General features: G+C 62.8%; 15 protein-coding genes. 7 read left to right on the forward strand and 8 right to left on the reverse strand.

Annotated elements, in window-relative coordinates; all coding sequences use genetic code 11:
- Window positions 1–45 precede the first annotated feature (45 nt).
- Window positions 46–1,068 carry a betaine--homocysteine S-methyltransferase gene (gene bmt, locus NKK51_RS09590; protein ID WP_352552545.1) on the forward strand — a complete coding sequence of 341 codons (1,023 nt, stop codon included), beginning with the start codon at window positions 46–48 and terminating at the stop codon, window positions 1,066–1,068.
- A 16-nt stretch (window positions 1,069–1,084) separates the two neighbouring features.
- On the opposite strand, the gene NKK51_RS09595 is transcribed toward bmt, so the two are convergent.
- From NKK51_RS09595 to NKK51_RS09605, 3 genes are all read right to left on the reverse strand, one after another.
- Window positions 1,085–1,354: a hypothetical protein gene (locus NKK51_RS09595; RefSeq protein ID WP_164780033.1), complete on the reverse strand. Its 270-nt coding sequence runs from the start codon at window positions 1,352–1,354 to the stop codon at window positions 1,085–1,087.
- A 207-nt stretch (window positions 1,355–1,561) separates the two neighbouring features.
- Window positions 1,562–3,676: a YfbK domain-containing protein gene (locus NKK51_RS09600; RefSeq protein WP_352552467.1), complete on the reverse strand. Its 2,115-nt coding sequence runs from the start codon at window positions 3,674–3,676 to the stop codon at window positions 1,562–1,564.
- Window positions 3,677–3,678: 2 nt separating this feature from the next.
- Complete coding sequence (locus NKK51_RS09605) at window positions 3,679–4,239, reverse strand: RNA polymerase sigma factor (RefSeq protein WP_352552469.1); 561 nt, start codon at window positions 4,237–4,239, stop codon at window positions 3,679–3,681.
- 155 nt (window positions 4,240–4,394) lie between these two features.
- Between NKK51_RS09605 and NKK51_RS09610 the strand changes: the two genes are divergently transcribed.
- The 6 genes from NKK51_RS09610 to NKK51_RS09635 are packed head-to-tail and all read left to right on the forward strand — an operon-like array spanning window position 4,395 to window position 6,736.
- On the forward strand, window positions 4,395–4,718 hold the full coding sequence (locus NKK51_RS09610; protein WP_352552471.1) for an ArsR/SmtB family transcription factor: 324 nt from the start codon (window positions 4,395–4,397) through the stop codon (window positions 4,716–4,718).
- A complete protein-coding gene (locus NKK51_RS09615; protein ID WP_352552473.1) occupies window positions 4,715–5,140 on the forward strand; it encodes an SRPBCC family protein in 426 nt (141 codons plus the stop codon). Before NKK51_RS09610 ends, NKK51_RS09615 begins: the two co-directional genes overlap by 4 nt.
- 54 nt (window positions 5,141–5,194) lie before the next feature.
- The gene (locus tag NKK51_RS09620; RefSeq protein ID WP_128303958.1) at window positions 5,195–5,416 is read left to right on the forward strand and encodes a hypothetical protein; all 222 of its coding nucleotides are present in this window, start codon (window positions 5,195–5,197) and stop codon (window positions 5,414–5,416) included.
- Between the two features lie 11 nt (window positions 5,417–5,427).
- The gene (locus tag NKK51_RS09625; protein ID WP_352552475.1) at window positions 5,428–5,871 is read left to right on the forward strand and encodes a DUF1801 domain-containing protein; all 444 of its coding nucleotides are present in this window, start codon (window positions 5,428–5,430) and stop codon (window positions 5,869–5,871) included.
- A gap of 29 nt (window positions 5,872–5,900) precedes the next feature.
- Window positions 5,901–6,293, forward strand: coding sequence for a VOC family protein (locus NKK51_RS09630; protein ID WP_128303956.1), 393 nt, complete (start codon window positions 5,901–5,903; stop codon window positions 6,291–6,293).
- A 41-nt stretch (window positions 6,294–6,334) separates the two neighbouring features.
- Window positions 6,335–6,736, forward strand: a complete 402-nt coding sequence (locus NKK51_RS09635) for a DUF1801 domain-containing protein (protein ID WP_128303955.1) — start codon at window positions 6,335–6,337, stop codon at window positions 6,734–6,736.
- 2 nt (window positions 6,737–6,738) lie between these two features.
- On the opposite strand, the gene NKK51_RS09640 is transcribed toward NKK51_RS09635, so the two are convergent.
- The 5 genes from NKK51_RS09640 to NKK51_RS09660 form a co-directional block, all read right to left on the reverse strand.
- Entirely contained in the window at window positions 6,739–7,917 is a 1,179-nt protein-coding gene (locus tag NKK51_RS09640) for a BaiN/RdsA family NAD(P)/FAD-dependent oxidoreductase (RefSeq protein WP_352552477.1), read from the reverse strand.
- Between the two features lie 108 nt (window positions 7,918–8,025).
- Complete coding sequence (locus tag NKK51_RS09645) at window positions 8,026–8,763, reverse strand: dienelactone hydrolase family protein (protein WP_352552479.1); 738 nt, start codon at window positions 8,761–8,763, stop codon at window positions 8,026–8,028.
- Window positions 8,764–8,867: 104 nt separating this feature from the next.
- Entirely contained in the window at window positions 8,868–10,163 is a 1,296-nt protein-coding gene (locus NKK51_RS09650) for a CynX/NimT family MFS transporter (RefSeq protein WP_352552480.1), read from the reverse strand.
- Window positions 10,160–10,837, reverse strand: coding sequence for a FadR/GntR family transcriptional regulator (locus tag NKK51_RS09655; protein ID WP_352552481.1), 678 nt, complete (start codon window positions 10,835–10,837; stop codon window positions 10,160–10,162). The genes NKK51_RS09650 and NKK51_RS09655 overlap by 4 nt, the downstream gene beginning before the upstream one ends.
- A 99-nt stretch (window positions 10,838–10,936) precedes the next feature.
- A complete protein-coding gene (locus NKK51_RS09660) occupies window positions 10,937–11,632 on the reverse strand; it encodes a hypothetical protein (protein ID WP_352552483.1) in 696 nt (231 codons plus the stop codon).
- Between the last annotated feature and the right edge of the window lie 20 nt (window positions 11,633–11,652).

The following is an 11,652-nucleotide window of genomic DNA, read 5'->3' on the forward strand; positions in this document are numbered from 1 at the left end:
ACTTCTTTATATCCTTATCCGACTTCGAACATGAAAGCCAATCCGATGACGACCATCAACCCGATCGATGCGCTGCTGGCTAAAAAGGGCGTCCTGCTGGCCGATGGCGCCACCGGCACCAATTTGTTCGCCATGGGTCTGGAGGCCGGCGAGGCACCCGAGCTGCTGAACGAGACGGCGCCCGACACCATCACCAGCCTGCACCAGAAATTCGTCGATGCCGGCGCCGACATCATCCTCACCAACTCGTTCGGCGGCACCCGTCACCGCTTGAAGCTGCACCATGCGCAGGACCGCGCGCATGCGCTGAACAAGCGCGCCGCCGAGCTTGCTCGTGCCGTCGCCGACAGAGCCGGCCGCAAGGTGATCGTCGCCGGCTCGGTCGGACCGACCGGCGAATTGCTGGTGCCGCTTGGCGCCATGACCTATGACGAGGCGGTCGAATCCTTCGCCGAGCAGATCGAGGGTCTCAAGGCCGGTGGCGCCGAAGTCGCCTGGATCGAGACGATGTCGGCTCCCGACGAGATCCGCGCCGCCGCCGAGGCTGCCATCCGCGTCGGCCTGCCCTACACCTATACCGGTTCCTTCGACACCGCTGGCCGCACCATGATGGGCCTGCTGCCCAGGGATATCCACGGCGTCACCGATGGGTTGTCGCAGGCGCCGCTCGGCGTTGGTGCCAATTGTGGCGTCGGCGCATCCGACATCCTGGCCTCGCTGCTCGACATGACCGAGGCGAAGCCGGAGGCGACGGTCATCGTCAAGGGCAATTGCGGCATCCCCGAATTCCGCGGCACCGAGATCCATTATTCCGGCACACCCGAACTGATGGCCGACTATGTCAGGCTCGCCGTCGATGGCGGCGCCAAAATTATCGGCGGCTGCTGCGGCACCTCGTTCCAGCACCTGGCCGCCATGCGCAAGGCGCTCGACGCGCACACCAAGGCGGATCGTCCGACGGTTGCCGCGATCGTCGAGCGCATCGGTCCGATGCGCAACAAGGTGGCGACGGAAAACACCACCGAGACCAGCGAAGCCCGCCGTGAGCGCCGCCGCAGCCGGGCCTGACCTTATCGGTTTTCGATTATTCGCTGTTGTCGGCGTAGCTCGACTGCGCCGACTTGAAGTCGACCACATTGTCGCCGCGCATCGTCATCAGCGCGCCTGAAGCGCTGGGGTCGGTGATCTGTTCCAGCATGATGCGGAAGCGGTCGTTGGTCAGCGCCGATATGGCGGTATGGCGCGCTTGCGCGACATCGTCACTGATACGCCTGGATTCCGATGATGGGGCCGATGAAACCGCCGAGGCGTCTGGCGCTGGAGGTATCGAGTTGGCGATAGTCCTGATCTGCAATTTCGGCTCCCTCAAGCCCAGTACACCTGTCCTGCGTAACAAGGAGAGGGTTGCCATCCAGTACCGGAAATGCCGCGCAATTTAACGACCCGGAAAATCCGCGAAAAAGGCCGGCAAGGTTTCCCTCGCCGGCCTGCCTCACCCGCCCGCGGTTGGTTCCCCGTATCAGAACGATCCCATCTGAAAGAAACCGGCCGTCATCACCACTTACCGGTTACCGCCCAGCGCAGAGGCAAGGCGCACAAGCGAGAGGAACTCGGCCCTGTACCCAAACGGGTCGGCTCCTCGAGCGGCGGTGGCGATCTCCATAATCTTGTCGTAGCCGAACTTCGCGGTCGCATCCTGGTCGCGCAGCTTCTGGCCGAAGGCGGCGACCGCGACGGAGAAGCGCTGGTCGGTGCTGGCCTGGTCGAAGGACGAAATCTCGTTGGCCGAGGTCACCGGCGTGGTGATCAGCTTCGAGACGTCTTCATTCGGAAGCTTGTAGCGGATCTTGACGAAGGCATATTCGTCCGCGTTGGCGACGCCGCCATTGTCCACCGACGCCTGACCATAACGCAGCGCGTCGATCTGCTCGCCGCCGCTGCCCTTTGGCGTGATTTCATAGATCGCGGTAACGGAATGGCCCGAACCAATGTCGCCGGCATCGACGCGGTCATTGTTGAAATCCTCGCGGTTCAAGGCGCGGGTCTCGTAGCCGATCAGGCGATATTCCGAGACCTTGTTCGGGTTGAACTCGACCTGGATCTTCACGTCCTTTGCGATGGTGAACAACGTCGACGAGGCATCCTCGACCAGCACCTTTTCGGCCTCGGCCAGCGTATCGATATAGGCGGCGGTGCCGTTCCCGTTCTGGGCAATGGTTTGCATCATCTGGTCGTTCAGATTGCCGCGGCCGAAGCCGAACACCGACAGGAAGACACCGGTCTTGCGCTCTTTTTCGATCAGCCGCTTCAGATCGTCGTCGTCGGTCTGGCCGATATTGAAGTCGCCGTCGGTGGCGAGCATCACCCGGTTGACGCCGTCCTTGACGAAGGATTTTTGCGCCAGCCTGTAGGCTTCCTTGATGCCCGCCTCGCCGGCCGTGCTGCCGCCGGGCGTCAGATTGTCGATGGCGTTGAGGATCTTGTCCTTTTCGGACGCCTTGGTCGGCTCCAGGACTGTGCCGGCGTCACCGGCATAGGTGACGATCGAAATGGTGTCGTCGGCCTTCAGCTTGCTGACCAGCAGCCGGAAGGCCGATTTGAGCAGCGGCAGCTTGTCCGGCTCGTCCATCGAGCCCGAGACATCGATCAGGAACACCAAATTGGCCTTCGGCTGCTCGGTCGGCTTGACGTCAAAACCCTTGATGGCGACATGCATCAGCCTGGTCTGCGTGTTCCATGGCGTCGGCATGACGCTGACTGTCGAGTTGAACGGCGTCGAGGCGGAGTCCGGCCCCTTCCAGTCATAGGGGAAGTAGTTGATCATTTCCTCGACACGCACCGTGTCGGCCTGCGGCAGATAGCCTTGCTTCAGCGAACTGCGCACGAAGGAATAGGAGGCCGTGTCGACGTCGATCGAGAAGGTCGAGACCGGGTCCTCGAGTGCTGCATGCACCGGATTGGTCTTGAAATCCTCGATACGGTCGCGATTTTCCTCCTGCGGCAGCATCTGGTCGGCCGGCGCCATGGCCGGCTGCTGCGGCGCCATCAGCTTCGACTCCGCCGCCATGCGGGCTCGCGAGGTGCTGGGTACACTTGCAGCGCCATCCAGTGCGAATTCACCTGTCGGTGCCGGTGGCGCAGGCTCGGCCAGCACACCGCGCTCCAGCGCATTTTGTTGTGCAGCGCCCCCAGCAACGGTCGATTCGGATTTCTGCGGCGAGGCCGGCGCCACAAGCGCATCGGTGGCGTCGCGGCTTTCCACATCGGCGTCCGCCTTCTTGTCCTTCTCCAACTCGCCGCGAGCCGGCTTCGGCTCGGCGGTCGTCGGCTTCACCGTCGTCGGCTTGTCGGCCAGCGTCTCGGTGATCTTCTCGTCGCCGCCGAATTTGGGCGGCTGTTCCCTCAGCAAATGGAAGGTGGCGTATCCGGCGATCGGCAGGGCGACGAGCCCGGCAAGGGCCGGCGTGGCAATAAGTTTCTTTTGCATGATCTCGCTCCAGAGCTTTTGTGCTCGCTCTATGAGACGAAGCCCGCCAACCGATCCTTGGAAGACAGCAGAAATATTTTCCTGATCATAGGCGCGCAGGGCGGCCTCGAAGGCACGTGCCTTGGCATCCTTGGCGGGCGCCGGTGCTGCGATATCGCGCAGTCTGTTGAGTTCATTGTCGTCGACCATGGTCACACTTCCCCGGCCGCGCGCATCAGCGTCTTAAGCCGTTTCTTCGCTTCATGGATGTGCCAGGAAACCGTCGTCTCCGAGATCGCCATCGCCTCAGCGGCGGCCGCATGGCTCAGGCCCTCGCCATAGACCAAAAGCACGGCGTCGCGCTGCTTGTCCGGCAATCGCCGGACGGCGGCCCACAGCGCTTCGGCAGGGTCTTCCGGTTCGACCGACGCCTCGCCCGAGATCAATGCATGGACGCCATAGGCCTCGGTCTTGACGGTCTCGCGGGCGGACTTTCGCATCATGTCGCGCGCGGCGTTCATCGTCACGGAATAGAGCCATGTCGTGAAAGCGCCGCCGCCGCGATAGTCGCGGATCGCCTTGCCCAGCCTGACGCAGACTTCCTGGGCGATGTCTTCGGCATCGGCCTTCCTGCCGCACCAGCGATAGGCGGCGCGATAGACGAAGTCATAGTGCCTTTCCAGCAATGTGCTGAAGGCCCCTCTGTCTCCGCCCTTCGCCCGCCCGATCAGTTCGGCGTCGGAGGCTTCGCTCTCATCCAGCATCATAGCCATCATTTGCCTGTTGGACGAAGGCTAATGGCTAATCCTTGGGGCAATGGAAAGATTTTTTTGGAAACCGCCGGATCGTGACCGCCGACACCCCGCTTGACACATCCATATCTCGGCGGTTATACGTCAATCAATAGCCACAGGGTTATCGATCCCAGATGACGAACGCTCACGATGTCCTCTTCAGAACGCTCTCCGATCCGACGCGTCGGGCAATCTTCGAGCGCCTGTGCCGGCAAGGCGAGCAGACGGTCGGCGCCCTGACGGCTCAGTCGGGGGTCTCGCAGCCGGCGGTGTCGAAGCATCTCGGCGTGCTCAGGCAGGCCGGGCTCGTGCGTGACCGCCATCAAGGACGGCAGACCCATTATAGCGCCCAGCTCGCAGCACTTTCCCCGCTGACCGACTGGACGAACCAGATGAATGCGTTCTGGCAGAGCCGGTTCGATGATCTCGAAAATTTGCTCAAAAGAATGGACCAATGACCAACATCGCGACCGAAACGCGCTCCGTCATCGTCGAACGTGAGATCCCCTATCCGCCGGAAAAAATCTGGCGCGCGCTGACCCAGCCGCATCTCATCGAGGAATGGCTGATGAAGAACGACTTCAAGCCAGTCGTGGACCACCGTTTCAATCTGCGAAAGGAACCGCAGCCTGACGTGAGCATCGTTGTCGACTGTCAGGTAACAGTCGTCGAATTGAACAAGACACTATCCTACACGTGGCAGGCCTATGGCCTCGAGAGTGTCGTCACCTGGACTCTCATGCCGACCAGCACGGGCACCCGGTTGCGCATGGAACAATCCGGCTTCCGGCCGGACCAGGAGCAGGCGTATCGGGGCGCGACGAGCGGGTGGCGGCAGTACTTTACGAATCTGAGTCAAGTCCTGGCGCGGATAGATTGAAACCTGCCGGTGCGGATCGGTGGTCCGCGTCGGCTGTTTTGACAGGAGGAACTATTGGACTGGAACATGTGGGTTCGGCAAATTCATCGCTGGCTGTCGATCATCTTTACGCTGACCGTCATCGCCAACTTCGCCACCATGGCATTCGGGCAGCCTCCCGCCTGGGTGGTCTACTCGCCGCTCTTGCCGCTCCTCCTGCTGCTGTCCAGCGGTCTGTACATGTTCGTGCTGCCCTATGCCGCCAAGGGACGCGGCGCGCAGCGTGCGCGCGGATAGGAGTAGGCAGAATGGTCAAGACACAGGGTCAGTTGACCAAGGCCAAGGCTGCGCCAGTGCTGCTCTCGGGCGGCAACCCGCAAATCGCCAAGGGCGATGGTGACGCCCCGGTGCAGGCCTATATCGCTGCGATGCCGGGTTGGAAGCGCGGCCTGGGCGAACGCCTCGACGCGCTCATCGAGCGCAACGTGCCGGACGTCCGCAAAGCCGTGCGATGGAACTCGCCCTTCTACGGCATCGAAGGCCAGGGCTGGTTCGTGAGTTTCCATGTCTTCACCCACTATTTGAAGGTAACCTTCTTCAGTGGCATCTCATTGCAGCCGATCCCACCTGGCGGCACGGCCAAGAGCAAGGATGTGCGCTGGATCGACATCCGCGAAGACGATCAGTTCGATGAGGCGAGGATGGTGGAATGGATCAAGCAGGCCGCGGCCCTGCCCGGCTGGATCCCGTAATGACCGACTATGACAGAGGAAAATGAGCGATGAAGATCAAGCTGACCAGCGTGTATGTGGACAACCAGGAAAACGCACTGCGCTTCTACACCGACGTGCTGGGCTTCACCAAAAAGGCCGATTTCAGCAATGGGCCTTATCGCTGGCTGACCGTGGCCTCGGCCGAAGAGCCTGATGGGACCGAACTGCAGCTCGCGCTCAACGACAACCCGGCCGCCAAGGCCTATCAAGAAGCCATTTTCAAGCAGGGTCAGCCCGCGATCATGTTCTTCACCGACGACGTCAAGGGCGACTACGAGCGCATCAAGGCGAAGGGCGGCGCGTTCACCATGCCGCCGACCGAAGTGACCGGTTCGACCATCGTCCAGATGAACGACAGCTGCGGCAATCTCGTTCAGATCACCCAACTGACGCGCTGGTGACAGGCAGCGGTTGAACGCGTCGAGGCACAGGAAGGCACCCAATGACCCCCTCGCAACAAATCGACCAATTGATCGCCGGCCTCTCGGACTGGCGCGGCGAGACGCTCGCCCGCATCCGCAAGACCATCCTTGCAGCCGACCCGGACATCGTCGAGGAGTGGAAGTGGATGGGCAGCCCGGTATGGTGTCTCGACGGCAACATCGTGGTCGGCAACGCCCACAAGGACAAGGTGAAGCTGACCTTTTCCCATGGCGCCAGCCTGCCGGACCCCGACAAGCTGTTCAACAACGGTTTCGGCGGCAAGGTGTGGCGGGCAATCGATATCCTTGAGGGCGATAGGCTCGATGAGCGTGCTTTGAAAGACCTCGTCCGCGCAGCGATCGATTACAACCAGGCCAAAAAGAAGAAGAAGGCGACTGCTGGGACGAAGCCACGGACGTAAGTCTAGGCCGCCTGCCCCGCAACCCAGCCCGATGACCATGCCCACTGGAAATTATAGCCGCCCAGCCAACCCGTGACATCGACGACTTCGCCGATGAAAAACAGGCCCGGCACGGATTTCGCCTGCATCGTCTTCTGGTCCAGCCCGTTGGTGTCGACTCCGCCCAGCGTCACTTCGGCGGTGCGGTAGCCCTCCGAGCCGGCAGGCTTGATGCGCCAGTCATTGACTGCGGCAGTTATGGTTTTCATCTGGGCGTCGGAAAGATCGGCAAGGTTGCCGTCGATCCCGGTGCGCTCGGCGATCGACTGCGCAAGCCGCTTCGGCAGATGATTTGCCAGCACCGTCTGTACCGCTTGCCGCCCATTGCTTCGCTTGGCCACCCGAATGAGGTCCGCCACGTCAACTCCCGGCAGCATGGCGATGCGGATTTCATCGCCCTCGCGCCAATAGGAAGAGATCTGCAGGATGGACGGTCCGCTGACGCCGCGATGCGTAAACAGCATCGCTTCGGAAAACCGCGTCTTGCCGCAGGCGACTTCCGCGTCGACGGCGTTGCCGGCCAGCGGCGCCAGCCGTTCGAGCGTGTTTGCGTCGAAGGTCAGCGGAACGAGCGCCGGCCGCGTTTCGACAACAGCAAGGCCGAACCGCTCGGCAAGCTCATAGCCGAAGCCGGTCGCCCCCATCTTGGGGATCGACTTGCCGCCGCAGGCCACGACCAGCGACTGGCAAGTGACCAAGCCTGTGGAGAGGGTGAGCGCAAACCCCTCCACGGTTTTGCGGACATCCTCAACGCTGGCCGAGAGCGCCAGCTCCACGCCCCTGCCCTGCATTTCCGAGACCAGCATGTCGATGATCTGGCGTGCGGAGCCATCGCAGAACAGCTGCCCAAGTGTCTTCTCGTGATAGGCAATGCGGTGGCGTTCGACGAGGGCGATGAAATCGCGCTGCGTGTAGCGGCTGAGCGCCGAAATGCAGAAATGCGGATTGCCCGACAGAAAATTCTTCGGGCTGGCATGGATGTTGGTGAAATTGCACCGGCCGCCGCCGGAGATGCGGATCTTTTCGCCAGGCATTGCCGCATGATCGAGGATCAGCACCGAACGGCCGCGCTTGGCCGCCTCCACGGCGCACATCATTCCAGCGGCACCCGCGCCGATGATCACGACATCATAGGATTGCATCAGGCTATTCGTTCCCGCTCGACCCACTCACATGGGGCCGCGCCACTTGTGCTGCCTGATACCGCGAACGGGACGGGCAGCCAACAGGCAAGAACAGCCGCGGAAGGCTTAGATCAGCGTCTCGGCGAACAACGTCGTCAGCCGCTTCCAATGACGTTCGGCACCCGCGGCGTTGAAAACGCTATGATCGGGCACGCACCAGCCATGCGCCATCCCGGCATAGTTCTCGATGACATGATCGACTTCAGCGACCCGCAGCGCTTCGGCCAGCCGCGCCGACTGTTCCGGCGGGAAACTCCTGTCGACGCCGGATGTGCCGACATAGACGCGCCCCTTGATGGAGGCTGCCTTGCGATGCGGGCTGTCGGCGGCGTCGCTGGCCAGATTGCCGCCATGGAAGCTTGCGGCCGCTTTTATCCGGTCGGGATAGGTTGCAGCCGCATTCAATGATCGACCGCCGCCCATGCAATAGCCGACGGTGCCGATCGGCCCGGTGATGCCCTCGGCAGCAAGCGCATCGAGGAACGCATCGCCGTCGCTGATGGTCATGTCCTGTGTCGTGCCGCTGACCAGCGCCATCAGCGGGATTTTGGTCTTTTCCTCGGCGAACGCGGTCTTGGCGTCGAACGGCCCGTAGGGCGCATTGCGGTAGAATAGGTCGGGCACCAGCACCGCATAGCCTTCATTCGCCAGGCGGTCGGCCATACTGTCGAGCGCCGGCCGCGGACCGAAGGCGTCCTGATAGAGAATGACGCCGGCCTTGGCAGGAGATGCGTTTGCCGAGCGGAAAAGCCCAGCATTGGCAACACCATCCCTGGTCTTGATCTGAAGGTCGTGTTTCGTCATCGCCCGCTCCGTTCGACTGATGCGCGATACATAGCCGCGCAAGCCTATACGGCAAGGCGTTCCCTGAACCCGGCAGTCAACATTTCGTGCAGGATTGCGTGACGCTATTGCTCGCCCTCGCGCACGGTCCGCGCGCCGACATGCAGCGCACGGCCGGCACCGAGCCCCATGATGGCTACGCCAAGCCCGAGCGCGACGAACAGGAACGCCGTCCCCGAAAAACTGCCGGTCCAATCGCGGATCAGGCCCACCAGCAGCGGGCCGAATGCCGCCAGTACATAGCCGACGCCTTGCGCCATGCCTGAAAGATGCGCGGCGACATGCGAATCCGGCGAACGCAGCACGATCAAGCTCATGGCAGCCGCGATCAGGCCACCCTGCCCGATGCCTTGCAGGACCGCCCAGAACAGCACCGTCGACGTCGGCGCAAAGAGAATGCCGAGCAGCGCGATCACCGCTATGGCAACGAGCGCCACATTGATGCCGCGCTGGTCCTTCAGCCGCATCGCAAAGGATGGCACGGCGAGGCACGTGATGACCTGCGCCATCACCGACACCGAAACCATCGCGCCGGCGGTGGCCGCGTCAAAGCCGCGCTCGCGCAGGATCGGCGCCAGCCAGCCGAAGATGCAATAGGCAAGTGCCGACTGCAGCCCCATGAACAGCGTCACCTGCCAAGCCAGGCGATCGCGCCAAAGCCCGACGACGTGAAAGCCGCGATGACTGACCTGCCGACGGCTGCCCAGCGCCTGCGGGATCCAGATCAGCAGCACGACCAGCGTCGGCACCGCCCAGGCAGCGAGCGCTCCCGACCATGAACCGGTGACAAAATGCTCGATCGGCAGCGTGAAGCCGGCAGCGGCAGCCGAGCCGGCGCAGAGCGCCATGGTGTAGAACCCGGTCATGATAGCGGCCCTGTCGGCGAAATCGCGCTTCACCAGGCCCGGCAGCAGCACATTGCCGATGGCAATCGCGCCACCGGCCAGGAATGTGGCGACAAACAGCAGGGGAACCGTACCGAACCAGCGCAGGCCGGTTCCCAGCACCAGCAAGGCGAGCGCCCCGAGCAAAGTGCGCTCGGCTCCATAGCGCTGCGCAAGCCTTGGCGCGAAGGGCGCGAACAGGCCGAGGCACAGGACGGGCAGCGTCGTCAGCAGGCTGGCGCCGGTCGTCGAAAGACCGGTTGCCTGCATCACCTCGGGCAACAGCACCGACAGGCTGGAAAACAGCGGCCTCAAGCTGAAGGCGATCAGCACAAGGCTTGCGCCAAGCATGATGCGCGCCGCACGGCTGCGCAGTTCAGGCGGCTGCGGCATGGGCAGGCTGTCGGCCTCGGCATCGACGAGTTCCAGACCCTCGACCTCGGCCTTCGGATCAGGCTGACGAAAACTCTGGTTCATTGCGAAAGCAGTCTTTCAAGTTGGGCAAGCACCGGCGCCATGAAGGCTCGGACGGCGGCAACGGCGCGCTCGGGATCGCTCGCGGCAATGGCGTCGACGATTGCCGCATGCGCCTGGTGGTCCGGTTCGGGCAGATCGCCGTCGATGGTGGCATGGATGGTCTCGGTGATGGCGGCGGTGAAGAAGTCATAGAGCTCCATCATCGCCCTGTTGCCGGACGCCGCGACGACGGATTTGTGGAAAGCAAGATCGCGCCGGATGAAGGCTTCGCTTCCGCCGTCGGCGACGGTGCCGCGCGCGGCAAGCAATTGCCGCATCCGCTCGAGGTCGGCTGGCGTGTGACGCAAGGCGGCGAGCCTCGCGGCCTCGAGGTCCAGCGCCGCCCGCGCCTCCCACTGATCGCGCAAGCCGCTGCGTTTGACCCGGTCAAGCGCGGCAGAAGTATCGACGGCGGAGCGCACATAGGTGCCCGAGCCCTGACGCGTATTCAGCAACCCCTGCGAGACCAGCACCCGCACCGCCTCGCGGACGGTGCCCCGACTGACTGACAGAAGGTCGGTCAGAGCTGCCTCGTTGGGGATACGCTCGCCGACACCCCAGCGGCCGCTGACGATTTCAGCCCGCAGGCTCTCGGTGGCGCTGTCGGTGAGATTGGTTCGGAGAGCAGGTTGCATCGGCCTATTCATCAAGTCATCAGATGACTTGATGAATAGGCTTGCTTCTAACTGCCGTCAAGATGCTCGAAGCGAAGAGCACCACGCAATGGGAATGGATCAGTTGGTGGCTCGTGCGAAGCTCGCCATGTGGAAGGCCTGAACCTCCGGCGGATAGCGATACTCCGTGCCATAGGGGCACGCATTGCGATCAAGGCAGCCGCCGCTGCGGCAAGGCGAGCCGCCGGCTCCACGCACATGCGTCAGGCAGGATTGATAAGCAAATCCTTGCGCGGAATAGGCGTCGGCCGGACAAGATTTCAGGCAAGGTTTCTCGACGCAGCTATCGCAAAGGTGAGGCGCCGTTTCGCCGGCTTGAATCGGAAGCTCGTCCTCGAACAGCAGCGCACCGCGATAGGCATGCCATAGCCCGTATTGCGGATGCATGAGGATGCCGAGCGGCGACGGCTTCAGTCCCTCCGCCCGCATCGCCCATTGCTGAAACGGCAGATAAGGTCTGTCGGAAGGGGAAACGGCTCGCGCCCCGAATGCCTCGGCCACGGCTCCGATCACTTCGCGCGACCACGTGTCGAGCGGATTGGCGATGGTCTGCGATTGCTTGTCGATCCAGCGCAGGAAATGCGGCCAAGGCGCTGCACCCGCCTGCCCGACCAGCAGGACGGATTTGACGGGAGCACCTGAGAGGTCGGCAAACGGGGTTTCGCTCGCTCCGCACTTGAAGCCGCCGCGCAGGATGAGGCCATGGGCCGAAAGCACGGTCGCGATGTCCTCAACCCGGCGCCCCGCGGCAATCATTCCTTCTTGACCGGATCGGA

Origin of the sequence: Mesorhizobium sp. M0011 (genome assembly GCF_040324155.1) — a bacterium.
GTDB lineage: Bacteria > Pseudomonadota > Alphaproteobacteria > Rhizobiales > Rhizobiaceae > Mesorhizobium.